Source organism: Vibrio sp. S/42/10 (assembly GCF_029890535.1).
Taxonomy (GTDB): Bacteria; Pseudomonadota; Gammaproteobacteria; order Enterobacterales; family Vibrionaceae; genus Vibrio; species Vibrio cyclitrophicus.
Genome location: NZ_JAKMZC010000001.1, coordinates 95949 through 120625, shown reverse-complemented (window position 1 = coordinate 120625; position 24677 = coordinate 95949). Strand labels below are relative to the sequence as shown.

The following is a 24677-nucleotide window of genomic DNA, read 5'->3' as shown; positions in this document are numbered from 1 at the left end:
AGTCCCTACTTAAACTTATTGCTAGCTTGATAACGGAACTTAAGGAAGTTTTGCGCGTTGCTAAGAATTTGGAATGCGTCCTTCAAGTTACGACGTTCAAAATCTGAAAGGTTTTCGGGTTCAATGTTGTTATCAGGCTCGATGTTATTGTCAACATCGTGTGCTTGATGACGAATACGAACTAGAGAGATAAACTCCATGGCGTCTTTCAAGTCTTGTGCTCTACCTTTTGGCAAAATACCGGCGTCGATAATGTCATCCAAACGTTCAAATGAGTTCTTTGAACGAGAAGCCACCGCTAAAGAGTGAACACGAATTAAGTCTGCGAGTGGCGCGGTGCCACGACGTTTAAGGTTGATCGAGTTGTTGTGACGGCCATCTTTCTCCATTACGAAATCTTTGAAGAAACCCAGAGGCGGTGTGCGGTTGAGCGCGTTACGAGCAAGACACGCTAAGAAGCGATTATTCTTACGTGCACGTCTTACGATGAAGCTGTTCAATTGCTCAGCCCATTTTAAGCGGCCATACACGCCATCTAAATCAAAGAAGATGGAAGCATTTAGTAGTGCTTTCGGGTTCGGATCATCAATCCAATCGGCAAAGCACTCTTCCCATTGGCGACGTGTCATGCGCCAAGTAGGATTTGTCGCCATGATGTCGCCAGTACAGTAAACGTAACCACATTGATCTAAACCGTCACAGATAAAAGTGGAAAGCTCTTCAAAGTATTTACCATGCTTTTTCTCGTCGTACGTATCGTCAAGAATGATGGCATTATCTTGGTCTGTGACTAGCAGCTGTTCGTCACGGCCCATAGAGCCGAGTGCAAGGAAACAATAAGGAATGGGCGCTTTACCCAGTTTCTCTTCACCTAACTCGATAATACGTTGTTTAAAGCTACGGCCAATTACTGACATAGCGGTACCAACCATATGTGCGTTGGCGTCTTCGTTGACTAGACGAACAAAGCTGTCTTTTACTTGTTCTGAGAGCACTTTGAGATCTTCAATACTCTGCTGTTGGAAGATACTGCTTACCAATAATAGGGAGTTTTGAGATTCGTAACGCACGATATCAGTTGCTTCGATTATACCGATTGGCTTCTTGTCTTTTAGTACTGGTAGGTGATGCACGTTGTAGCGAAGCATAGTCATCATTGCTTCGTATACATAGGCGTTATGGTCTAGCGAGATAACCTCGGCTGTCATTACGCTTGATACTTCATCGGATGGGTCGAGGCCTTCTGCGAGAACGCGTGTACACAAGTCTCGGTCCGTGATAATGCCGATAACAGGCGTTGAGTCGTCTTCATCGTCTTCAACAATATCTGGGTCAATAATGAGCAGTGAAGAGACGTTGTCTTCGGCCATCATGGTGGCAGCTTGCTGAATCGTGCGCGTTTTTTCGATCATCGGTGCTTCACTGGTGAGCAGTGTTTTCACCTTAGAGGTCGTTAAATCATTAGCGTCGTTGCTGTCTGAATTAGCTTGACGAAGGCGGGCGTTGTCTTCGACTTCAACGAAGTCGGCAAAAGAGTCATAGTTGTCATAGAGTTCTTGGAAGATTGGCTCAGGAATGCAATAGAGTAGGGTATCTTCGGTCGCTTTCACTGGAAAACGAACCTTGTTGTTGGTCAGCAAGCCCATTTGGCCGAACAAGTGCCCTTCATCAAGGCGGTTATAGAGTTCGCCTTTACGACGATAAACTTCTACTTCACCGCTTCGAACGATATAGAGATCATGAATTTGGTCACCAAAGTGAATGATAGGTGTATCTTGGCGGTAATAAGAAATTTCTACGCTACTGGTCACTTTCATCAAGGCCTCCTCAGGGAGTTCTGTGAAAGGTGGGTATTGTGCCAGAAAGTTCTGAATCTCTAATAACTCAGCATCCATAATGATCATCCATTAGTTTGTATGATTTCATGGTACAACATTTGATAATAATTTGCCGTGACAAATCAATCTGTGAGCTAAAACCTTTTTAAAGTCTTATGGATAGACTAATCTTTCAGTTAATGGAGTGATTGCTTAAGGATAATAGGAATGTCGAAGTGGAAGCTTAGTTTGGTATCTGCAGTTTTTATGTTTTCTCCAAATTTGTGGGCAGAAACTCATAGTGTGGATATTCTTGATTATGACCATATATACGCCACCGCGCATTCGGGCAGTTTAAATGAAGATGCCGGCAGTAATAACAATGCTTCGTCATATGGGTTGGGTGTGAGTTACGCCATGACTGACGACTGGTTGTTGCTAGGTGACTACAGTGCACGTTTCATTCACCCGGATGAAACGACAACTCGAATTGATACGCTTATGCCGGGTGTTGGTTATCGATATAGTATTAAAAAAGATTTAGATGTGGTGGCTTACTACCTGCTTGGTATTACTAAGGGTAAGGTTGAAGATAATGATACCAACCGAACTGAATCTTCGGACACTGAGTTCATCCAAGGGATAAAAGCCGAACTTAACTATGGATTTGCGAAACGTTGGATTGCAAACGGCAGTGTGCAAGTGAATCGCAGTGACCTGTTTGATGAAGAAATTTACCACGTGGGTTTACGTTATCTAGTGACCAATAAGTTTGCGATTGGTGGCTCTTATCAACACCGAGACGGTGAAGGTAAGATTCGCAGTGAACGCACCAATGAGCTTGGAGTGGAGTTTGTTCTAGAGTATTAGTCAACGATATGAAGACTAAGTGTTTGATACACAAAGTAAGTGATTCATACATCAAAACTCAGACGTAAAAAAGCCAGCGTAACTGCTGGCTTTTTGATATCTATACGTCTTCAAGTACAGGTTTATGCTTTACGATTAAAGAACCGCAGCGATACCTTTACACAGAGGACCCATGTTTGACTTAGTCATACCAGCAACACTAATACGGCCAGAGCCAACAATGTAGATAGCGAATTCGTCTTTCAGGCGAGTTACTTGCTCTTTGCTTAGGCCAGAGAACGAGAACATGCCGTTTTGGCGTTCGATGAATGTGAAGTCTGCATCAACACCTTCAGATTTCAGTGTTGTTACGAACAGTTCACGCATCTCTTGGATACGATCACGCATTTCTGCTACTTCCGCTTCCCATTCAGCACGTAGATCAGCATCACCAAGGATGTGAGTTACTACAGCACTACCGTGCGCTGGTGGGTTAGAGTAGATAGAGCGAATGATGCTCTTAACTTGAGAGAACGCTGTCGTTGCTACGTCTGCAGATTCAGCAACAAGAGTGAATGCACCTACGCGTTCGTTGTACAAGCCGAAGTTCTTAGAGAATGAGCTAGCAACAAGGATCTCCTTGTTGTATTGAGCAAAAATACGTAAGCCAGCCGCATCTTCTTCAACGCCTTTTGCAAAACCTTGGTAAGCAAAATCGAATAGAGGAAGCAGTTTCTTCTCTGCAACTAGTTTAGCCAGTACTTCCCACTCTTCAGTTGTTGGGTCGATACCTGTTGGGTTATGACAGCAGCCGTGAAGAAGAACGATATCGCCAGCAGAAGCTTTCTCTAGGTCAGCAACCATGCCTGCGAAATCTTTGTCTTTTGTTTCAGCGTTGTAGTAGCTGTATTGAGCGGTTTCGATACCTGCAGCAGCGAAAACGCCGTTGTGGTTAGCCCAAGTTGGGTTACTGATCCAGATTTTCACGTCGCCCAGTTGGCGCTTGATGAATTCACCTGCTACGCGAAGTGCACCCGTACCACCTGGAGCTTGTGCTGTTTTAGCACGCTGAGACGTTACGATTTCTGCATCTGAACCGAAAAGAAGTTTCTGAACGGCTAGACCGTATTCAGCCGTGCCTTCAATTGTTAGGTAAGATTTGGTTTTTTCGTTTTCAAGAAGTGCAGCTTCTGCTTTCTTTACTGTTTTAAGTACAGGCGTTTGACCATCTTCATTTTTGTAGATGCCAACACCAAGGTTGATTTTCTCTGCGCGAGAGTCTTTTTTAAACTCTTCAGTAAGGCCGAGGATAGGGTCGGCGGGAGCAGCTAACACTTTTTCAAACATAATCTTCATCCATGTCAATTGAGAGGGGATAGTATCTACTGGTAGTTATACCTGTATGGAATTTTTAAGACAATACGAAGTGAACAGAAAGACCAAAAAAAATCCATTTCAATCAGATTTATTGACTAAAGAGGGTATTTGATAACAAAACACCCTACGGGTTAACCTATAGGGTGTAAGAAGTTAGTGATTTTTGAATAGATTATGCTGGTTGAGCAATGAAGCTCTCGCGTTCAAGTTCACTTGGGATGTTTTTGCCATCTTTATAGGTCGCTGCAATCTCGACAAACCGCTGTTCAACAGTAAGAAATGCTTGAACAACTTGCGGATCAAAATGCGTCCCATTGCCCTCCAAGATAATCTGTTTAGCTTGCTCGTGAGTAAAGGCTGGCTTGTACACGCGCTTCGATATGAGCGCATCATAAACATCTGCTAATGCCATTAATCGGCCAGATAACGGGATTTCTTCACCGGACAACTGATTTGGATAGCCGCTGCCATTCCATTTCTCATGATGCGTCAGTGATATCTCTTTCGCGACTTTTAAGAATGAGCAGCTTCCCAACTGCTTTTCTGCAATAGACAGGGCTTCAGCACCAATTGCAGGGTGACCTTTCATTATTTCAAATTCTTCATCGGTTAATTTACCGGGTTTTAGTAAAACCTTGTCAGGAATACCTACCTTGCCGACGTCATGTAGGGGAGCTGATTTATAAAGTAATTCGATATAATTCGGAGTTAACAAATTAGCGTGTGTTTCCGACCTGCTAAGCTCTTGTGCCAGTACCTTTACGTACTCTTGAGTTCTCAGAATGTGAGCACCCGTTTCATTATCTCGAGACTCTGCAAGCGCCGACAAGCTAACAATCGCAACATCACGTGTGGTTTTTACTTCGTTCTGCGCGGTTTCAAGGCTATCTAGCATGATGTTAGTCATGGATGCCATAGAACCTAGCTCGTTGTAGCCGAAAATCGGTAGACGAATGCCTGGTTCACCTTGGGTAACTTTATTCAAGGCGCACTCTTGGCTAAGGAGAATACGTTTAATCAACTTGTTCCAAAGTGTCATTATGGTTATCGCGTATCCACCAAGTACTAGCGCTAAATAGATGAACTCTTTAATCACGCTGACTTTGCCGGTGCCATCCAACAAGCGTTCAGGGTTGTTCTCCAGCCAAAAAATATCTTTAACAGCCACCATCGTCAGCATAGTGGTCAGTGTGATTAGAAGTACGATGACTAAACCGATCATCTGATTCACTAATGAACTTCGCTCTCCTACTAGTTGGAAGTCAAATTGCCCAGATTTTTCCATCTTGTCTATCTGATTCAATTTGGCTTTCAGTTGCAGAATGCTTCCCGTAAAAAAGCCGAACAACGTCATTCCGAAGACCACTTTTAAATTACTATCGATAGTGAAGTCGTAACTCAAGTTGTAATAAAGAGCGAAAGGGACGCTTGCTACAAAAAACAACAGGGAATCGAGTTGTGCAAACCGACCTTGTTTAACCAAAGTGTGGTGTGCAAACAGGAAATGGCGCACAAGCCAAACCAAGGCAAAAACGATGCTCACTTGAGTGAATATTTCTAGGGTCGTTAAGGTGTCGAGCATAGGGCATACTCGACTGCAATAGGTGCCAAAAAGTACGCCAGCGATAACGTACAGTTGAGTTGTTAGCGACTGATTATAGTTTGATGTATCCATCGATAAGCCTTTATTCGTTTTCGTTTCTGATCTACATAATGCTTATTAGATTCACGAGTTTTAAGCACGCATACTTGCTGTGAAATACGCATTGCCTGTATTGAAATATAAATAACTTGAATGACTTGCGTAAATAAGACCGGAAATTCTATCGATAGCTTTCGTTGATTGATACAAGAAATTGATGTGTGTAAGTGATTTGTTAACTAAGTGGGGATTATTACAGCATTACTATGAGTATACGTTAATAGCCTCGATAGAGAGTCGAGGCTATTCTGTGGTCGATCTTGGCTTGCTCTTGAAGAACAGCGAAAGCCGTTACGTTTAATTGTGTATTATTTTTTTAGATTGATCTCAGCTTCAATAGAACTGGTTTCAATATCAGGATGAGACGCCAGTTTATCAGTTGCCCACTGGTTTAAGTGCTTAAGAATTGCAGACACCGCGTGTTTCTCTGTCGGCGCTTGATCTTGCTCTACGTCGATCTTCTGCTTTGGATGCGAACCTGTTGCATCTTCAGCGATATGAAGCCAGTCTGGGTGCCAGTAATATGGCTGGCCACTCGGTGTCGTCCAACTATGAACACCGTTTGACTCTCCTTTATAACTTAATTGGTCTGCTTTTATTTTTGTCATTGTTATCTCGCATGTTTTTTGGGTTACATCAAATTATTGAGGCTTAGAGCGAACTTGGCTCTCGCCCTGATTACAAACTTAGCAAAGCTTACAAAGTTATCTGTGAACCAATTCACACAATTATAGAAATCAGGGGTAATCATATGGATAGCAGCAATAGTTGTTAACGTTAGTGATAAAATCTCCGGCTTATTAGAATTTATCTAGGTAGTACAGTTAGATGGCGCGTTATGAAGAGCTTGCAAAGGACATTCGAACTCAGATTGCTAACAACACTTGGCGGTCCGGGGAGAAGATCCCTTCTGTGCGCATGAGTTGTCGAAATTACAACGTCAGTAATAGTACTGTTCTACAAGCCTATCAATTGTTAGAAAGTGAAGGTTGGATTATCGCCAAGCCTCAATCTGGCTATTTTGTCGCGCCCAGAATGGATGATATGGATTACCTATTAACGCCAGAGCGTGAGAAGAAAGCGATCAATGACCGCTTGTTTGATTTCTTAAAATCGAGTTCCGCAGAAGGTGTAATACCTTTTGGCTCAGCCTTCCCAGATCCTGACCTTTTTCCTTTGCCTACCTTGACCCGAAACCTCGCGAGTGCAGGAAGAAAGATGACGGGAGCGAGTGTCATTAATAATTTGCCGCCGGGCAGTGAGTCACTCAGAAGGCAAATTGCCCAACGATATTTGCAGCAGGGTATTACGGTGAATCATCAAGACATCGTGATTACTTCAGGTGCGATGGAAGCGCTCAACTTGAGCCTACAAACGGTCACCAATTCAGGTGACAACGTTGTGATTGAATCTCCAGCTTTCTATGGCGCTTTACAGGCCGTAGAGAGGTTGGGGCTCAATCCGATTGAAGTGGATGTTTGTCCAATCAATGGATTGAATATTGATCAGTTTGAAAGCGCACTACAAAACCAAGATGTAAAAGCGTGTTGGCTGATGACGACTTTTCAAAACCCGACAGGGACAAGTTTGTCTGAAGAGGCAAAGCGCCGTGTGGTTGAGATTGCAGAACAACACGAAACCTACATTATTGAAGATGACGTATATGGTGACCTCTACTTCGAGGGTCATAAACCCAAACCACTAAAAGCCTTCGATAAGACTGATTCTGTTCTGCTTTGTGGTTCGTACTCAAAAAGTCTGTGTCCGGGTTATCGGGTCGGCTGGGTTGTGAACACGCGTTTCAATGATGCCATTCAAAAGCTTCAGCTTCTTTCTACACTGTCGAGTAGCGCGCCTGTTCAGCTCGGAGTCGCACACTTTCTGACGCATGAAAGCTACGATAACCACCTTCGTAAACTGCGCAAAAACCTGTTGCTAAGAAAAGAGAGTTTTATCAACGTGATCAGGCAATACTTTCCACATTCTATCCAAATTGAAGAGCCCACTGGCGGCTATTTTGTCTGGATTCGTTTTGTTGAGAAATTCGACAGCCAACAATTTCATCAACTGGCTATTGAGCAAGGTATTAGCGTCGCATCTGGCGATTTGTTTAGCGAACAGGGCAGAGTAGACAACGCGATTCGGTTGAACTTTTCGTATGAACTGACTAAAGAGAAAGAGCAAGCTCTGAAGTTACTTGGGCAATTGGCGCATCAATTAATGAATTCATAGTCTGGCAGCTTGCTCAAAAGGTTAAGTTACTCATAAAACAGCGAGTGATTTCAACTGTACGGGCTGATTACGCTGTAACTGTACGCCTTGTTGATCAAAGAGTTGTGATTCAATAACGGTAGACCAAATTTTGGAGATACCGTTATGTTGAAAGTGACTATGGGAAACGAAGTTAAGCTTATTATTGTCGCGATTGTGTGCGCACTTCTGCTTATCATCGGCCATGTTTTATTGGCCAAAGCATTCGCAGATATGGCTTGGGCTGAATATACAACTGCAGCAATCCCATTCGTTATGATGGCAATCTGTGGCTTTGCCATTAAATACGCGAAAGACCAAGATGTCGATTAGCTTTTGAATGATTAGTTTCTGCTGGTGGTATGCCGAAGCATCAGTCGTTTCTTTTATTCCGAATATAAAAAACCTCCGCAAATTACGGAGGTTTTTATTTGTTCTTAACTTTTAGATTCTAGTAAGAGCTAAGCTCTCAATATCGAATTAGAAGTTTGCAGAGCGTGGTGTACGTGGGAATGGAATCACATCACGAACGTTGCCCATACCTGTTACGTAAGATACTAGACGCTCGAAACCAAGACCGAAACCAGCGTGTGGCACTGTGCCGTATTTACGTAGGTCGCGGTACCAGCTCATGTGCTCAGGGTCGATACCCATAGCAATCATACGCTCGTCTAGAATGTCTAGACGCTCTTCACGTTGTGCACCACCGATGATTTCACCGATGCCTGGTGCAAGTACGTCCATTGCCGCAACTGTTTTGCCGTCGTCGTTTAAGCGCATGTAGAAAGCTTTGATGTCTTTCGGGTAGTTCTTAACGATAACAGGTGCTTTGAAGTGCTCTTCAGCTAGGTAACGCTCATGCTCAGAAGACATGTCGATGCCCCACTCAACGTCGAATTCAAATTTCTTACCAGAATCTAGTAGGATTTGGATTGCGTCAGTGTAGTCAACTTGTGCGAAATCAGCGTCTACGAATTGCTCTAGACGAGTGATTGCTTGCTTGTCGATGCGAGAAGCGAAGAACTCAAGGTCGTCACGGCGCTCTTCAAGAACAGCTGCGAAAACGTACTTAAGCATGTCTTCAGCCAGTTTTGCTACATCGTCAAGGTCTGCAAACGCAACTTCAGGCTCAACCATCCAGAACTCAGCTAGGTGGCGGCTTGTGTTTGAGTTTTCAGCACGGAACGTAGGACCGAACGTGTAAACTTTGCTTAATGCACAAGCGTAAGCTTCAGCATTAAGTTGGCCAGATACTGTTAGGAAAGTTTCTTTACCGAAGAAATCTTCGTTGAAGTCAACTTTGCCATCGTCAGTGCGAGGTAGGTTTTCCATGTCTAGCGTAGATACGCGGAACATTTCACCAGCGCCTTCTGCATCAGATGCAGTGATAAGCGGAGCTGAAGTCCAGAAGAAACCTTGCTCGTGGTAGAAACGGTGAATCGCTTGCGATAGACAGTTACGTACACGTGCTACTGCGCCAATCACGTTTGTACGTGGGCGTAGGTGAGCAACTTCACGAAGGTATTCGATAGAGTGACGTGTCTTAGCCATTGGGTAAGTGTCAGCGTCTTCAACCCAGCCTACAACTTTAACGTCAGTTGCTGCTAGTTCGAAGTCTTGACCTTTCGCAGGAGACTCAACAATCTTACCAGTTACTTCAACAGAGCAGCCAGTTGTTAGCTTTAATACTTCGTTTTCGTAATTATTAAGATTATTAGGAACCACGGCCTGAATCGGGTCGAAACAAGAGCCGTCATAAATGGCAAGGAAAGAGATTCCAACTTTGGAATCACGACGTGAACGGATCCAGCCGCGAACAGTTACTTCACTGTCTACCGCTAGCTTGCCGCCAAGTACGTCTGTTACAGGCGCGTAAGTCATGTTGATTTCATTCTCCATTGAGGGACAAATTCAACTCAAAGTTACTAGCGTTACTGCAAATATATAGATATTCGCACAATAATTAGCCGAAACATCGAGTTGTATAAACTTTTTAAATCGATTGAACATATTACCTGTCATACGGACAGCTTCAACCTTTATTCTTGCTCGACGAAAGAAATATTGTGTCTGCAGACAAGAAAAACCACTAAGGGTTGTTTTTTTGTTCGATTTCATGCGGTGCAATTGCCGTTGGACGTTTATAAACGTTATGTCGGAGTTAGCTTATTAAACTAGGTTAGTAACGGTTTTAGTAAATAGCAGTAACCGTTTTAATGAATAGCCGTAACCGTTGACGAGGTGGTATAGGTTTGGAATCTTTGTTTGCAATAATGAATGTGTGATTGCATCAAGACTCACTTTATATTGGCGCGGCTCAAGCTAGCTCAAGACTTACTAATTAGGTTAATGCTTACTATTTAGATGAATGCTTGGTATATCGCTCAGTACTTATTATCCAGCGGTTTGGGCATACTGAATCAATAGCAAATAAATCACAAACAAGAGGAGTTTAATATTCACGTGTTAATTACGCCGCCTTAGCCCCTGCATTCTCTCTACACCCGCATTTTTCGAGCGCTCGCTCATTCAAGAAAAACAGTCGATCAAATTATGTCTCAACAAGGCAGGACTGGCTGTACAAGTAAAAGAGAATTACATGCTTAATTATTTAAAAAAACACTGGTTATCAAACGTTAAAGGAGATTCATTATCTGGGATTGTGGTTGCACTTGCATTGATCCCTGAAGCTATCGCATTTTCAATTATTGCAGGCGTCGACCCTAAAGTAGGACTTTATGCTTCTTTCTGTATCTGTGTTGTAACCGCTTTGGTTGGCAGTCGTCCGGGGATGATCTCTGGGGCAACGGGCGCAATGGCGCTGTTGATGGTCACCTTAGTTAGAGAGCACGGGTTAGAGTATCTGCTCGCGGCTTCATTTCTTGCTGGCGTGATTCAAATTGCCGCGGGTTATCTCAAGCTGGGTAACTTAATGAACTTTGTTTCAAAATCAGTCATAACGGGTTTTGTTAACGCACTCGCGATTCTTATCTTCATGGCGCAACTCCCCGAACTCATCAATGTGCCATCAAGCGTTTACCTGTTAGTCGCTCTTGGTTTAGCTATTATCTATCTGCTTCCTTATTTCCCTAAATTAGGCAGTGCGATACCGTCTCCATTGATTGCCATCGTAGTACTTACTATCGTCAGTCTGCTCTTTGGTTTGGATGTCAGAACAATTGGCGATATGGGTAAGCTTCCCGATTCACTCCCGGTATTTTTGATTCCTAATATTCCATTCACGTTTGATACGCTGGCGACCATACTTCCTTATTCTATAGCTCTGTCCCTCGTCGGCTTATTAGAGTCCTTAATGACAGCGACGATCGTCGATGATCTGACCGATACTGAAAGTAATAAAAACAATGAATGTAAAGGGCAGGGCGTTGCGAACATCGTGGCTTCCCTTTTTGGTGGAATGGCGGGGTGTGCGATGATCGGCCAGTCGATAATCAATATCAAATCTGGCGGTTTGACGAGGTTATCAAGCTTAATTGCAGGGGTTGTTTTGTTATTAATGGTAGTGTTTGTCTCTGATTGGTTGAAGCTGATACCGATGGCGGCGTTAGTGTCTGTGATGATCATGGTTTCTATCGGCACATTCTCATGGCGTTCTGTTGTTGAGCTTAAAGACCACACACTCCCAACTAACGTAACCATGCTAGCAACAGTGGCGGTGGTGGTGTTTACTCACAATCTCGCAATAGGTGTTGCGGTTGGCGTGGTGCTATCGGCTCTGTTTTACGCTCATGTCAGCAAGTCAATGGTGTTTATTTCAGATGAAGTGATGACTAACGAAATACACACGGTTCATAAAGTAAAAGGGCATGTATTTTTTGCCTCTTCGGAAGCGTTTGTTGACCTATTTGATTATGACAAAACTACATCTTTGGTGACCATCGATATCTCTGACGCGTCCTTCCTAGATAACACCTCGGTTGAAGCGCTCGATAAGGTGGTATTTAAATTCCGTAAAAAAGGCGCTTACGTTGAAGTGGCTGGAATGGATACCGTGAGTGCAAGTCTCATCTACAAGCATGCGATGTATCATAAGCATAAAGACCTAACTGCGGTTTCTATTACACACTAAATGATTGTTTAATTGGGAATTCGAGTCCTAAATAAAGAAAGCTAATAACTTAAAGCGCTCAAAATTGAGCGCTTTTTTTGTTGAAAAGGAAAGAAAAGCAACTTCAAAAACAGCGCCACACTGCGGCGTTATGGCGTTAGGCGTTATGACCTTTTCTTATCTCTGGCGTTTGCGCTCGACAAAGTGAATTGATTTATCAGTGATTCAAGGTGGTCAGACAGCTCTTCAAGGTCATTACTGATCCCGCGGGTTTCACCAGCAGATTGTGACGTATTATCGGCATGTGAAGTGATGGTCTCGACCTTCTGCTGAACGTCTTTGGTCGCCAGTGTGGTGGATTGCGTTTGCTGCTGGATATTTTGTGCATGGGCCAGCACTTGTTTCATCTCTTCCACGACACTGTTCATTTCATGCGATAGTGCATCGATATCTGTTGAGCTTTGATGTGCTTGCTCGCAAACTCGGTCGGCCGAAGTTAAAGATTCTTCGCTACCTTGTTGGAACTGATGGATAATCGATTCAATACTGCCTGTCGCTTCAGCCGTTCGTGAGGCAAGATTACGAACCTCATCAGCAACTACCGCAAAGCCACGACCTTGTTCACCTGCGCGAGCGGCTTCAATTGCTGCATTCAAGGCAAGAAGGTTAGTTTGATCGGCAATGCCTCGAATAACACTCAATATTGAAGAAACCTCTCCAGTTTGCTCATTGAGTGTCAGTATTTTGTGTTTCACCTCTTCAATGCTGGTGACTAGGTTCTTTATTTCACCACTTGCGTCATGTGCCTGGTTGGCACTTTTGCACGCTACATCAGCTGTGTGGTTGATGAGTTCGGAGGCCGTTAACGTCGCTTGTTCTACGTTGATCTGCTGAGCTTGTATCCCTTCAACATTGTTTTGTACTTCAGCCGTTTCATTCTGCTGATCACTGGCTGCTTGTTCGGTAATGTGCGCAACGCTGGTCAGTTGATTGGCAGACGCATTCAACTTATGTGAGGTGTTTTGTACCTTTTCCAAACTGTCGGAAACGGTGCCCATGAACGAGTTAATAGAGTTAGCCAGTGTTCCAATCTCATCTTTACTTTGTTCGGGCAGCCGAGTGGATAGGTTTTTATCGCTGCTGACTTGGGTCATAAAGCGAGATGTCTGTTGAAGAGGGCGAACGATGATTTTACGAATCAGCCCCATGGTTAACACGAAACCAGCAAAAGAGATCACCGCCATAATACCGATCGCGGTCATCGTTTGAGTATTGATCAGCGAGTTGACATGGCTAAGGTTATATTCAAGTCGAATCGCCCCTAAAACTTCCCCCTCCGGTGCCATGTGACAAGTGATGCAGTTTGTACCGCGATAGTTTTCACTCGATTTCATTGGTAGGGCGATAACAAGGCCTTTTCCCCAATCAGAAGAAAATGGTTCGATAACGGTTTTGCCAGCCAATGCGCGCTTGTCGATATCATCAACGGGTATTTGGTTTTCATTGCCGGGACCGTATAGTTTACTCACTGCGTCTGCACGCAAGACTCGAACATTTTCAATACCGTCTTGAGCTAGCGCTTTTTGACGGAGTGTCTCTTTTTGCGCCATGGTACCAGTGAGCATCATCATATTGAGGCTATCGAAATAGTTACTCGCTTTGTCGTGTAGTTGTTCACTGAGTACCGAGTTAACCAACTCTTTTTGTTGCGAATATTGAAAATACGTCGATATGGCAAGCAGGAAGGTAAACACGACGGCCAAAGCCACCAGGATTTTGAAAGTGATTGTTGAGCGCATAGGGAATAGTTTTTATTATTTATAATGACGCGCATACTTTACGTGTCAGAGACCCTACTACCTATGGGGTATAACAAATAGTGTGACCATTCTCCGCTTATGATGATGTTTCTGTGATGTAACAAGTTTGTGTTGTTTTTTTGGCGCGTAAGTGTCAGTAATTTATCATTAAATAGCGATAAGTATGACCTTGTTTCCGTGTTCTCGAACTTTAAATGTTAAATCTATTAATAGATGCGATTGATGGTGTTTGATTTTATAAATCAGTTTGAGGGCTTACGATTGATAGAACTTGTGAAGTGGCAGGGTTTTACGTAAAATTGCGTGTCATTTTTTTAGCCTGAGAAACACAATGAGATCTGAGTTATACAAAGAGTTTATGTTTGAAGCAGCCCACCATCTTCCACACGTGCCGGAAGGGCATAAGTGCGGTCGTTTGCATGGCCACTCTTTTCTTGTTCGTTTGTACGTAGAAGGCGAAGTTGATCCGCATACTGGTTGGGTAATCGACTTTTCTGAAATCAAAGCCGTATTCAAACCAATCTACGACCGTCTCGACCACTATTACTTGAACGATATTGAAGGTTTAGAGAACCCAACGAGTGAAGTATTAGCTAAATGGATCTGGAACGAGCTAAAACCAAACTTGCCGCTTCTAAGCAAAGTTGAGATTAAAGAAACATGTACTGCAGGTTGTATCTACCGCGGTGAATAAGTTTTCAATACTGTAATTTTGAGACTGCACTTAGAAAACTGTATTTTCAAAGCAATTAACTTCAATACGATAGTATTCAATATCGCATTTAAGGTTATAGTTTTCAAAGTTTCAAAGTTTCAAAGTTTCAAAGTTTCAAAGTTTCAAAGTTTCAAAGTTTCAAAGTTTCAAAGTTTCAAAGTTACAAAGTTACGAAAGGCGCTCACAAGAGCGCCTTTTTTGTGCTTGTTATCTGGTTTGGTTACTCTGCGCACAAGCTCTGATTTTATTGGGTTTGATGTATTTATGGAGCGGCTTTTTATCAATAATGATTATTGTTTTACAAAGTTAAGTGGTTAATTTGTATTCAAATGGCCATTTTGTTTAATTTAATAGCAAAAATTGTGGCTATAGCGTTGTGTTTCGAGGCTCATTCTATAAGATGAAAAGACCTCTATGAGAGAGGTAAGGCAGCAACGGATACGCTGCTTCAAATACTATGGAATGTGACTTATTGGACACATACATGAAATTCAAGATTACATCGCCGATTATTGAACCTACGGAAGGTTCACCACATCAGCTAACGCTCACTCACGCTTCTCGTTTTACCTCTTTTAAAACAAGCTCCCCTTTGAACGCCCTGTTCGACAATGTCTCTGCACGCTTCTCTACCGCTTATCGCTCCTATTGTTATTCGTTTTATAACTTTATTTCTATCTGAACACCTTTGTCATCTGCTCGATGTACGAAGACTTACACCTATAAAAACTAAACAAATAAGTTAAAGACAATGAATATTAAAATGATAGGGAGCTCCCTAATTATCGCTGGTACCGCTCTCGGTGCTGGTATGCTTGCGATCCCAATGGTATTAGCTCAATTTGGATTGCTTTACGGCACACTGCTGATGGTTCTGATCTGTTTCGGCACCACTTACGCAGCATTATTACTTCTAGAAGCGACCATCAAAGCGGGTGGCGGTTTAGGATTAAATTCTATTGCCCGAAAAACCTTGGGTAGACAAGGCCAGCTACTCACTAACGGCTTGCTATACGCGTTATTGATTTGCCTATTGATGGCTTATATTTTGGGCGCAGGTGACTTGCTGAGTAAGTTACTGTCTAACTTTGGCATAGAGATCACCGCGACCACGAGCCAAATCGTGTTCACGCTTATTGCCGGAGCCGTCGTCGCAAGTGGTACTGGCGTAATTGATAAGCTCAACCGTGCACTGTTCTTCGTGATGTTAGCGAGCTTGTTTGCAACCATGACTTTTTTGGCGCCGAGTATGACTCAAGAAAACCTGATGCAGGTGACAAGTCATGACCACGTTGATCTCATTAAAACCAGTGCAATTCTGTTTACCAGTTTTGGTTTTATGGTTGTGATTCCAACTTTGGTTTCTTACAACCATGAAGCGACAGACAAACAGCTGCGTAACATGGTGATCGTCGGTTCTCTGATCCCATTAGTGTGTTACTTATGTTGGTTGTTTGCGGTAGTGGGTAACTTGAGCGAAGAGCAATTCAGAAGCTTCAAAAACGTATCAGATTTGATGGCGGCGTTTGAGGCTCAGTCTCCTTGGGTGGGTAATATACTTTCTACCTTTACAGGTTTGGCGTTGTTAACCTCTTTCTTTGGTGTGGCGATGGCGTTGTTCAACCAGAACAAAGATATGTTCAATCAAAATACGGCGGTAACTTATTGCATTAGCTTCATCTTACCGTTGGTGGGCTCATTACTTGCTGCAGATAAGTTCCTACAAGTCTTGAACTACGCAGGCATCATTTTGGTATTCTTGGCGGTGTTTGTTCCTTTAGTAATGGTTCACAAGCAGCGTTTCATGAAAGTTGCTGACGATAGGTACCGCGCCGAAGGTGGCAACGTAATGATGCTGTTTTCACTGTTGTTTGGTTGCTTCTTGCTTGTTTCACAAGTGATTTAACAAAACAATTTGGTGGGTTGAATAAATCAGTCACCAAGCTTCCTTCAGATACAGAAGCTTCAGAAACAAAAAAAGGAACGCATCGGCGTTCCTTTTCATTATCTGCTCGTTATCAAGCAAACTGAGTTAAGCGTTGGTTTTTTAACTGATGCTGGCCAATAAATTAATACGGACTAGCAAGCCAATGCTAACTAACAAACGAATGTTAATTAACAAACAACCTTAACAGCCAAACCACCTTGAGACGTCTCACGGTATTTAGCGTTCATGTCTTTGCCTGTTTCTAGCATCGTTTCGATAACTTTATCTAGAGAAACAGTGGGAGCAGAAGAACGACGCAGTGCCATACGAGTCGAGTTGATTGCTTTCACTGCAGCAATACCGTTACGCTCGATACATGGTACTTGTACTTGGCCAGCAACTGGGTCACACGTTAGACCTAGGTTGTGCTCCATACCGATTTCTGCAGCCATACATACTTGCTCTGGGCTACCACCCATAAGTTCAGCAAGACCAGCCGCCGCCATAGAACATGCCACGCCAACTTCACCCTGACAGCCAACTTCAGCGCCAGAGATAGAAGCGTTACGTTTGTAAAGACCACCGATCGCGCCAGAAGCTGCGAAGTAACGGATGTAGTCTTTCTCTGTCACCGTTTGGATGAACTTATCGTAGTAAGCTAATACAGCAGGGATGATGCCACATGCGCCGTTTGTTGGTGCCGTTACTACACGGCCGCCAGCTGCGTTTTCTTCGTTTACGGCGAAAGCAAACATGTTTACCCAGTCAACAACCGTCATTGGGTCATTGGTTGTTTTTTCTGAAGTCATTAGCTGTTGGCGAAGTGCTGCTGCACGACGAGGCACACGCAGTGGACCAGGTAGGATACCTTCAGTATTCATACCGCGGTCCATACACTCACGCATCGTTTTCCAGATGTTAGCGAAGTAAGTGCGAGACTCTTCGTCTGAGTGGAAAGCCGCTTGGTTTTTCATAACCAATGTACTGATAGAAAGACCGCTTTCTTTACACTGATTAACCAGCTCTTCAGCTGTTGTGAATTCGTAAGGTGCTTTGATTGGGTTTTCTTCTTCTTTGCCGAAGTTCTCTTCGTCAACGATGAAACCGCCACCAATGGAGTAGTATGTTTTTGAGTATGCTACTTCGTCATCAACCCAAGCATGAATGCTCATGCCATTCTCGTGCAGAGAAAGGTTGCTAGTGTGGAAGTTCATTCCACCATCGCGTGGGAATGAAACAGTATGACAGTGCATACCAACAGGTAGACGTTCAGTTTCTTCTACGCGAGCAATGAAGCCAGCAATAGAGTCGATATCAACACGCTCAGGAGTATTGCCAGCAAGACCCATGATGATTGCGATATCTGTGTGGTGACCTTTCCCTGTCAGTGATAGTGATCCATATACGTCCACGGTGATTTTAGTGATGTCGCGCAATTTTCCCATTGAACGTAGGTCATCAATAAATTCTTTACCCGCTTTCATTGGTCCAACTGTGTGTGAGCTCGATGGACCAACACCGATTTTATAGATATCAAATACACTAATCATAGCGATTACCTCAAAAAGAGAGCCTCCCACGTCGAGTAGGGAGGCTCATTTATTATCATTATATTTTTTGTCTAATCTCGCGATATAAGATGGATGTCATCTTATAAAAAGTAGCGGAGATTAAAGAGCGCCGTAGATTACAGAACTAATAGCCGCTAGACCACATAAAGCTGTAAAGATCTGCACAGGTGCTGAAGTTTTGTACTTAGCCATTGCTGGTACTTTTTGCATCGCGAATACAGGCATTAGGAACAGGATAGCTGCAATCATTGGAGCACCCATTGTTTCAATCATACCTAGGATGCTTGGGTTAACTACCGCAACAATCCAAGTTGTAACAACGATGAATGCTAGAGATGCTTTCTCAATCGTGCTGATTGAAGAACCAGAGCGAGACTTGATTAGGCCAACAAGACCTTCGTGAGCACCTAGGAAGTGACCGAAGTAGCTAGAAGTAATCGCTGCAAACGCTACAAGAGGACCCATGTAAGAGATAAGTGGAGACTCGTGAACATTAGCTAGGTAAGAAAGAACAGAGATGTTTTGTGCTTGTGCTGTTGCTAGTTGCTCTGGAGATAGAGAAAGCACTACAGAGAATACGAAGAACATTACAAAACCCATCAGCATCATTGCTGCGCCGCCAGTGATCGCGTCAGTTTTCTTAACTGCGTCTTCACCGTATACACGACGTTGCTCTTTAGAGAACTGTGAAATGATTGGGCTGTGGTTGAAAGAGAACACGATGATTGGAATCGCAAGCCAGATAATAGAAGGCATTGCTGACCATTCTGGGCTTGTTTCCATCATTGAAGTGTTCCAATCAGGAACTAGGTAGAAAGATAACGCTAGTAAGATGAATACTAGTGGGTAAACCATCGCTGAAGTTGCTTTAAGCATCAACTCTTTACCGAATACAACACCCGCTGTCATAGCAAGGATAAGTGCACCAGAAAGAAGAGGACGTGGAATGGATTCCATACCCATTTGGTTTACTAAGAAAGAGTCAACCGTGTTTGTGATACCAACACCGTAGATAAGAACGATCGGGTAGATAGCGAAGAAGTAAGCAAAAGTAATAATGTTTGCGCCAGTCTTACCGAAATGTTCTTCAACTGTGTCTGTAATATCGGCTTCAGGGTTTTTAGCAGACAGTACGAAACGAGCTAGAGATTTGTGTGCGAACCAAGTCATTGGTGCCGCGATTAGAGCTAGGATAACTAATGGCCAAAAACCACCCGCACCAGCTTTGATTGGAAGAAATAGTACGCCAGCACCAACTGCTGTACCAAATAGTGATAAACACCAGGTAAAATCTTTGTAGTTAAACTTGCTTGAATCTTTAACGGCATTTGCCGAAGAAGTTGTTGTGTTCATGTTAAATTACTCATTTTTTGGGAACAGGAAATAAGTCGGCGCCAATTCTGCAGAATTTTCTTCTGCAAAAAATAGATCTAAATCATGTAATGAAACGGCGTGGCACATGATATGCGAAAAACGGATTTTTGATCACGAAAATGGTGTGCTACAGGTGATTTATATTTGGCTTGGGTATTAGTTTTTCTTATGAATTGGCGGGGCTTGTATAGTTTTATACCAGGGAATCGTTTGCGTAAAATTGCATTAATAAATCTGTTCCATGGAAAGACAGGGTTTTGTTAACAGAGATTAAACAAAACGTAGTTGATATGTAATTTGTTGCACTACGTGTCGCTGCAGTGATTGGATGATTTGAGCCGTAACGCCCCAAATTAGGTGCTCTTCGAAGGGCATGGCAAAAACACGATGCTTAATTTTCTTAAAATTCACCGTGTGACTGTGCAACTTGGCTTGGTCTAAAACATAGGTGGCTGGAACCTCAAAAATTGAGGCAACTTCGTTCTCATCGATGATGGCTTCATAGTCAGGATCGACCATGGCAACAATCGGTGTCACAGAAAATTTACTAATGGTACTCAATGCTGGTAATTGCCCAACAATTTTAACTTGATCTGATCGAATTCCGACCTCTTCGTGGAGCTCTCTCAGTGCCGTAAACTGCATGGATGGGTCGGAAAGTTCGTGCTTCCCTCCAGGAAAACTGATTTGGCCAGGATGGTGCTTAAGGTGAGCTGCTCTTTTAGTAAAAATGACATGTAAACCATCCTCTCTTTCAACTAAACCTACAACTACTGCTGCTTTACGAAGTTGATCCTCTGTTATGTGAGAAACACGCTCAACAGACTCTGGGTGATAGCCAACGGTTGGGTTAAGTTGGAATTGCTGAAGGAAGTTATCTTTATTCATATCATGCCAATATATTGATTGTTATGCTTTTAAGTATAGTCACAACACCGAGTCGAAAGCCAATCTCGCTTTTCTGTTTGCTGAACGATTTGTTTGGTACCAGTTTTAACGTTGTACTAATGTCTTCATTGTATATTTTTATTGGCACTCTTAAATCGCAAATAGCAGGTTGATATGTGATACGTCCACCCAATCAGGAGGGGTGTATCTAAAATTCAGTGGCTTTTGCTATATTCAATAGGATCATATGAGCCGGTAAGCGTTACTCATGTCATAAAATTGAGTGGTGGATGGTTATTTTGTCCTTAAGAATTTGATAACCCTCAGTTAGTGGCTCATTCTAAAAAGAAATAGAATAAAAGGTATGAGATGAAAGGAATCATATTCACCGAATTTTTAGAGCTTGTTGAAGAAAAGTTTGGTTTAGAACTTTTGGAAGAAGTTTTAGAGATGTCAGAAGACGAGGGGATCTATACATCGGTCGGAAGTTACGACCACAAAGATCTCGTGAAACTCATCATTAACCTGAGTAAGAAAACCGATATCGATGCAGGAAGTTTGCAACGCGTATTTGGGCAATCTGTATTTAAAAACCTGTTAGCCTCTTTGCCGAACAAAGCCAGCCTTGCACATAGCAATACCACTTTTCAATTTATTCAACACGTAGAGCGCTATATTCATGTAGAAGTGAAGAAGCTCTATCCCGACGCTGAACCACCAGAATTCAGTTTTATTACTACGACCGAAGCACAACTTATTTTTGACTACAAAAGCGCAAGGTGTATGTCTCATGTTTGTTTGGGACTAATTGAAGGATGCGCTGAATATCACGGGGAGTCTATCTTGGTAGAAATGACACCTCAGAATGATGACCAAAGCGTGGTTAGGTTTAATTTGAAAGTCGAAAAGTAATATGGATCTGGCATCAGCCTTAGAGAAGAAGCTTAAACGTCAAGTCGCGGCACGGAAAGCGGCTGAAGCATTGTTGGAACAAAAGAGTCTTGAATTGTTTGAGGCAAACCAACAGCTTGAGCTTGCTTTGCGTCAGTTAGAAAAACGTTCGAATGCGAATATTCGCCGCATTGAGTTTCAAGAGCAAATCGACAATTTGTTGATCGACTTTGGGCGCGCGTTTCTGAGGAATGATCTCGATGACATCATGTTGTCTGAATTAACGACAAACGTGACGAACAGTTATTTAATTGAAGCCAGTCGTCTGATACTGCCACCTAAACTCATACCTCAACTTCTCACATATGATTACGGCGACGAAACGGTCGGTGGGTTAGATCAAGAGATTCAGGAACCTCAATGGCAAGGTAACTTGTTGACGGTGCCTCTTGAAGTGGAGAAGGTGATCGTTGGTGCACTGATCGTTAAGGTTAGGTTGCTCGATCAAGACTATGAGTTTATTGAGAGTCAACTTTTGTTAGTAACGGATTTGATATGCAGTGCGCTAACTCATCAGCTCGCGATTAACCGAAATATTGAATCACGCAAACGAGCAGAAGAGTCCGAAAGAGCAACTCGTGATTTCGTTGCAATGATTAACCACGAATTAAGAACCCCACTCAACGGCTTGTTAGGTAGTGCTGAATTGATCAGCGACACCGACTTGACCTTTTCTCAGCGTGAAATAGTCAACAACCTAAGTCAATCTGGTGAGTTCCTAAGAACCATCATTAATGACCTACTTGATTACAGTAAGATTAATGCGGGTATGTTGGAGCTGATTCCTAAGACATTTGCACTGGATGATTTGAGAAACACGATTCAAAGCATCTTCACCAATCGTGCGATTGAGAAGCAGCTTGAATTTAATATCAGCGTGTCCTCAAATGTACCTACTCATTTTAATGGGGATTTAGAACGCATCACTCAGCTATTTGTAAACCTAATCGGTAATGCGATTAAATTCACAGAAGAGGGACATGTGAATGTTGGTATCGAATGGAACAACAGCCAATTCGTTTTTTCTGTAGAAGATACCGGGGTTGGGATTGCCGAATCTGCACACAAAACTTTGTTTGAACCTTTTACTCAAGCTGATAATTCGAGTAGCCGAAACTATGAGGGTACCGGACTTGGCTTAGCGATTTGCCGTAAGTTGGTCGCTTTGATGAATGGTCATATTAGTGTGTCTAGTGTGGTTGAAGTCGGAACAACTTTTACTATTTCTATACCTTTAAAAGTTATCGATATATCGCGTGAAGATGAACGGGTGGCCAAAAATGTCGAATCAAACGTTGAGCTGTCTTTATTGAAAGTTCTGGTAGTTGATGATATCAAAATGAACCAAATCATCATCCAACAAATGCTACGTAAGCATGAGATTGAACCTGTTATCGCTAGTAATGGTGTAGAAGGGTTCGAGCTAGCCTCAAATAATGATTACGACATTGTTTTTATGGATTGCAGAATGCCGGTTATGGATGGCTTTGAAGCGACAGAAAAGCTCAGAGAGAAAGGTTACGCCAAATCTATAGTGGCACTGACTGCCGGCACAACATTAGAAGAGCGTGAACGTTGTATTCAGTGTGGAATGGATGACATCCTTAGTAAACCTTATACCGCGAACGACCTCACAGAGATGCTCAAGAAGTGGGGTGTTTCTGCTGTGAAGGTAGCGTAAGTCACGTTAATAATGAGTGGTCAATTATCTACTCAGACTCAAATACTAAAAAACCGAAGTGATCTTATTATCCGTCGGTTTTTTTATATCGAGCTTTTGCCCATGACTAAATAGCTAGATAGCCTTCAGTGTCGTTACCTAACACTCTTCAAGCACAGGAAGGATGCGACTCAGCTTATCTAATGTTTCTTGATATTCAGAGGCGCAATCACTATCGAATACCACACCACCACCAGCCCAAGCATAAAGCGTGTTGTTCTCGGCAACTAACGTACGAATGGTAATGCTGGTGTCCATTCTGCCATTTCTACTGATGTAGCCGATACTGCCGCAATACGCTGAGCGTCGATGCGGTTCCAACTCTTCAATGATCTGCATAGCGCGCACTTTTGGAGCGCCAGTAATTGAACCTCCAGGGAAGCAAGCTCTCAGTAAGTCGGTTGCTGAGTATTTAGAATCTAGGTCGGCTCTGATTGTACTAACTAAGTGATGCACAGCAGGGAAGCTTTCGATATCAAACAGTTTAGGGACATGCACCGTACCAGGTTTTGCCACACGGCCAATATCATTACGTAACAGGTCAACGATCATCAGGTTTTCGGCCTGATCTTTTTCTGCACTCAACAAGTCTTGAGCATGGGCATCATCAACTTTACGATCCTCAGAACGAGGGCGCGTACCTTTAATTGGCTTAGTTTCGATGATGTTGTCTTTAAGCTCTAAGAAACGCTCCGGAGAAACACTAATGATTGCGCACTCTGCCAATCGGATAAAACCAGAAAAGGGCGCCGAGTTGTACTGTTCAAGTTTCTCATAAGCGAGCCATTCACTACCTTGGTATTGAGCATTGAAGCGCTGAGCTAAGTTAATCTGATAACAGTCACCCGATAACAAATACTCTTGCACGCTATTAAACTTATTGGCGTAGCTCTCTTCGCTCATATTGGATTGCCACGGTGTGGTTAATCCAAAGCGCGCATGTGTTCGGTTTGGCCTAGAGGCCTGTTGTATCAGCCAATCATGATGTTCATCGATATTGCAGCCGACAATACACGCCGTTTTTAATTGATGGTCAACGATCACTGCCCATTCATATAAACCAACCGCCATGTCGGGCGCAGAAATATCATGCTTAGCAAGAGAGGGAAGAGCTTCTACTCGTCGCCCTAAATCGTAACTGAAGTAGCCTAAAGCGCCGCCAACGAATGGCAAATCAGCATGCTCTTTGGTCGCCGGTAATAACTGCTGTTGATATTGGTCGAGTAGTTCGAAAGGATCCGACTTTGAAACGAAATGCTTTTTGCTAACAAGAGTTTCTTCATTAACATTAACGGTCGTTTCTGCACCGATAGTCTCGAAGGTGGCGATGGGTTGAGCAACTAAAATATCGTATCGACTATCAACATGGCTTTCTGAAGCGGAGCGTAATAGCATTGCCCACGGTAGGTTTTCAATATGAGAAAACAGCTGTTTAGCTAAAGTTGATTGATATTCAAGCGGCTTGATTTGGATAGAGCGAAATTCGTTGTTATTCATTTGTTTAATTTGTGACAAAGAGTTCGATCACTGCATGGCGTGTGAGAGGAAGCAAGAGTATCATAAATTGAAAATAAAATGGGTTCTTGATTAGAACGGTGCAAACCACATGGTTTAGTTTAAAGCTATGCAAGCGATTGCTACAGCAAC

General features: G+C 43.0%; 19 protein-coding genes. 9 read left to right on the top strand and 10 right to left on the bottom strand.

Translation table 11 applies throughout. The features are described from left to right. Nucleotides 1–5: 5 nt before the first annotated feature. Nucleotides 6–1895 carry a DUF294 nucleotidyltransferase-like domain-containing protein gene (locus L8S15_RS00515; protein WP_010441436.1) on the bottom strand — a complete coding sequence of 630 codons (1890 nt, stop codon included), beginning with the start codon at nt 1893–1895 and terminating at the stop codon, nt 6–8. A gap of 150 nt (nt 1896–2045) precedes the next feature. Here L8S15_RS00515 and L8S15_RS00510 point away from each other — a divergent pair, with 150 nt between their 5' ends. Beyond that, a complete protein-coding gene (locus L8S15_RS00510; RefSeq protein ID WP_016767243.1) occupies nt 2046–2687 on the top strand; it encodes an outer membrane beta-barrel protein in 642 nt (213 codons plus the stop codon). A gap of 135 nt (nt 2688–2822) precedes the next feature. On the opposite strand, the gene L8S15_RS00505 is transcribed toward L8S15_RS00510, so the two are convergent. From L8S15_RS00505 to L8S15_RS00495, 3 genes are all read right to left on the bottom strand, one after another. Next, nucleotides 2823–4013 (bottom strand): amino acid aminotransferase, encoded by a 1191-nt coding sequence (locus L8S15_RS00505; RefSeq protein WP_010441428.1) that lies wholly within the window; start codon nt 4011–4013, stop codon nt 2823–2825. 202 nt (nt 4014–4215) lie between these two features. Beyond that, nucleotides 4216–5718: an HD domain-containing phosphohydrolase gene (locus L8S15_RS00500; RefSeq protein WP_010441426.1), complete on the bottom strand. Its 1503-nt coding sequence runs from the start codon at nt 5716–5718 to the stop codon at nt 4216–4218. A gap of 335 nt (nt 5719–6053) precedes the next feature. Next, a complete protein-coding gene (locus L8S15_RS00495; RefSeq protein ID WP_016788028.1) occupies nt 6054–6353 on the bottom strand; it encodes a hypothetical protein in 300 nt (99 codons plus the stop codon). 220 nt (nt 6354–6573) lie between these two features. Here L8S15_RS00495 and L8S15_RS00490 point away from each other — a divergent pair, with 220 nt between their 5' ends. Both L8S15_RS00490 and L8S15_RS00485 read left to right on the top strand, forming a co-directional pair. Then, a complete protein-coding gene (locus L8S15_RS00490) occupies nt 6574–7977 on the top strand; it encodes a PLP-dependent aminotransferase family protein (protein ID WP_016789482.1) in 1404 nt (467 codons plus the stop codon). A gap of 144 nt (nt 7978–8121) precedes the next feature. Then, nucleotides 8122–8328, top strand: a complete 207-nt coding sequence (locus L8S15_RS00485; RefSeq protein ID WP_016784568.1) for a hypothetical protein — start codon at nt 8122–8124, stop codon at nt 8326–8328. Between the two features lie 147 nt (nt 8329–8475). Here the strand turns inward: L8S15_RS00485 and asnS are convergent, their stop codons facing one another. Next, nucleotides 8476–9876, bottom strand: a complete 1401-nt coding sequence (asnS, locus tag L8S15_RS00480) for an asparagine--tRNA ligase (protein WP_280571892.1) — start codon at nt 9874–9876, stop codon at nt 8476–8478. A 718-nt stretch (nt 9877–10594) separates the two neighbouring features. Between asnS and L8S15_RS00475 the strand changes: the two genes are divergently transcribed. After that, nucleotides 10595–12085, top strand: a complete 1491-nt coding sequence (locus L8S15_RS00475; RefSeq protein ID WP_280571891.1) for a SulP family inorganic anion transporter — start codon at nt 10595–10597, stop codon at nt 12083–12085. Between the two features lie 143 nt (nt 12086–12228). Here L8S15_RS00475 and L8S15_RS00470 read toward each other — a convergent pair whose 3' ends face one another. Further along, nucleotides 12229–13863 carry a methyl-accepting chemotaxis protein gene (locus L8S15_RS00470; RefSeq protein ID WP_016788030.1) on the bottom strand — a complete coding sequence of 545 codons (1635 nt, stop codon included), beginning with the start codon at nt 13861–13863 and terminating at the stop codon, nt 12229–12231. A 352-nt stretch (nt 13864–14215) separates the two neighbouring features. Here L8S15_RS00470 and queD point away from each other — a divergent pair, with 352 nt between their 5' ends. The 3 genes from queD (at nt 14216) to L8S15_RS00455 (ending at nt 16505) form a co-directional block, all read left to right on the top strand. Continuing rightward, entirely contained in the window at nt 14216–14578 is a 363-nt protein-coding gene (gene queD, locus L8S15_RS00465; protein ID WP_010441408.1) for a 6-carboxytetrahydropterin synthase QueD, read from the top strand. Nucleotides 14579–15083: 505 nt separating this feature from the next. Then, nucleotides 15084–15281, top strand: a complete 198-nt coding sequence (locus tag L8S15_RS00460; RefSeq protein ID WP_022570769.1) for a hypothetical protein — start codon at nt 15084–15086, stop codon at nt 15279–15281. Between the two features lie 81 nt (nt 15282–15362). Then, entirely contained in the window at nt 15363–16505 is a 1143-nt protein-coding gene (locus L8S15_RS00455; protein WP_016767250.1) for an aromatic amino acid transport family protein, read from the top strand. A gap of 209 nt (nt 16506–16714) precedes the next feature. Here the strand turns inward: L8S15_RS00455 and L8S15_RS00450 are convergent, their stop codons facing one another. The 3 genes from L8S15_RS00450 to L8S15_RS00440 form a co-directional block, all read right to left on the bottom strand. Next, nucleotides 16715–18076: an L-serine ammonia-lyase gene (locus L8S15_RS00450; protein WP_010441404.1), complete on the bottom strand. Its 1362-nt coding sequence runs from the start codon at nt 18074–18076 to the stop codon at nt 16715–16717. A gap of 120 nt (nt 18077–18196) precedes the next feature. Beyond that, the gene (locus L8S15_RS00445; protein ID WP_010441402.1) at nt 18197–19450 is read right to left on the bottom strand and encodes an aromatic amino acid transport family protein; all 1254 of its coding nucleotides are present in this window, start codon (nt 19448–19450) and stop codon (nt 18197–18199) included. Between the two features lie 291 nt (nt 19451–19741). Beyond that, complete coding sequence (locus tag L8S15_RS00440; protein WP_280571890.1) at nt 19742–20359, bottom strand: CoA pyrophosphatase; 618 nt, start codon at nt 20357–20359, stop codon at nt 19742–19744. 369 nt (nt 20360–20728) lie between these two features. Between L8S15_RS00440 and L8S15_RS00435 the strand changes: the two genes are divergently transcribed. Both L8S15_RS00435 and L8S15_RS00430 read left to right on the top strand, forming a co-directional pair. Further along, entirely contained in the window at nt 20729–21271 is a 543-nt protein-coding gene (locus L8S15_RS00435) for a heme NO-binding domain-containing protein (RefSeq protein ID WP_010441399.1), read from the top strand. Between the two features lies 1 nt (nt 21272). Continuing rightward, nucleotides 21273–22991 (top strand): ATP-binding protein, encoded by a 1719-nt coding sequence (locus tag L8S15_RS00430; protein ID WP_010441398.1) that lies wholly within the window; start codon nt 21273–21275, stop codon nt 22989–22991. Between the two features lie 138 nt (nt 22992–23129). Here the strand turns inward: L8S15_RS00430 and pabB are convergent, their stop codons facing one another. Further along, nucleotides 23130–24527 carry an aminodeoxychorismate synthase component I gene (gene pabB, locus L8S15_RS00425; RefSeq protein WP_065106987.1) on the bottom strand — a complete coding sequence of 466 codons (1398 nt, stop codon included), beginning with the start codon at nt 24525–24527 and terminating at the stop codon, nt 23130–23132. Nucleotides 24528–24677 lie beyond the last annotated feature (150 nt).

Coding starts and splice junctions, on each gene's coding strand:
- L8S15_RS00495 (WP_016788028.1), bottom strand. CDS start 6,353: ATGACAAAAATAAAAGCAGACCAATTAAGTTATAAAGGAGAGTCAAAC.
- asnS (WP_280571892.1), bottom strand. CDS start 9,876: ATGACTTACGCGCCTGTAACAGACGTACTTGGCGGCAAGCTAGCGGTA.
- L8S15_RS00500 (WP_010441426.1), bottom strand. CDS start 5,718: ATGGATACATCAAACTATAATCAGTCGCTAACAACTCAACTGTACGTT.
- L8S15_RS00490 (WP_016789482.1), top strand. CDS start 6,574: ATGGCGCGTTATGAAGAGCTTGCAAAGGACATTCGAACTCAGATTGCT.
- L8S15_RS00455 (WP_016767250.1), top strand. CDS start 15,363: ATGATAGGGAGCTCCCTAATTATCGCTGGTACCGCTCTCGGTGCTGGT.
- L8S15_RS00440 (WP_280571890.1), bottom strand. CDS start 20,359: ATGAATAAAGATAACTTCCTTCAGCAATTCCAACTTAACCCAACCGTT.
- L8S15_RS00470 (WP_016788030.1), bottom strand. CDS start 13,863: ATGCGCTCAACAATCACTTTCAAAATCCTGGTGGCTTTGGCCGTCGTG.
- pabB (WP_065106987.1), bottom strand. CDS start 24,527: ATGAATAACAACGAATTTCGCTCTATCCAAATCAAGCCGCTTGAATAT.
- L8S15_RS00505 (WP_010441428.1), bottom strand. CDS start 4,013: ATGTTTGAAAAAGTGTTAGCTGCTCCCGCCGACCCTATCCTCGGCCTT.
- L8S15_RS00485 (WP_016784568.1), top strand. CDS start 8,122: ATGTTGAAAGTGACTATGGGAAACGAAGTTAAGCTTATTATTGTCGCG.
- L8S15_RS00445 (WP_010441402.1), bottom strand. CDS start 19,450: ATGAACACAACAACTTCTTCGGCAAATGCCGTTAAAGATTCAAGCAAG.
- L8S15_RS00475 (WP_280571891.1), top strand. CDS start 10,595: ATGCTTAATTATTTAAAAAAACACTGGTTATCAAACGTTAAAGGAGAT.
- L8S15_RS00515 (WP_010441436.1), bottom strand. CDS start 1,895: ATGGATGCTGAGTTATTAGAGATTCAGAACTTTCTGGCACAATACCCA.
- L8S15_RS00430 (WP_010441398.1), top strand. CDS start 21,273: ATGGATCTGGCATCAGCCTTAGAGAAGAAGCTTAAACGTCAAGTCGCG.
- L8S15_RS00510 (WP_016767243.1), top strand. CDS start 2,046: ATGTCGAAGTGGAAGCTTAGTTTGGTATCTGCAGTTTTTATGTTTTCT.
- L8S15_RS00435 (WP_010441399.1), top strand. CDS start 20,729: ATGAAAGGAATCATATTCACCGAATTTTTAGAGCTTGTTGAAGAAAAG.
- queD (WP_010441408.1), top strand. CDS start 14,216: ATGAGATCTGAGTTATACAAAGAGTTTATGTTTGAAGCAGCCCACCAT.
- L8S15_RS00460 (WP_022570769.1), top strand. CDS start 15,084: ATGAAATTCAAGATTACATCGCCGATTATTGAACCTACGGAAGGTTCA.
- L8S15_RS00450 (WP_010441404.1), bottom strand. CDS start 18,076: ATGATTAGTGTATTTGATATCTATAAAATCGGTGTTGGTCCATCGAGC.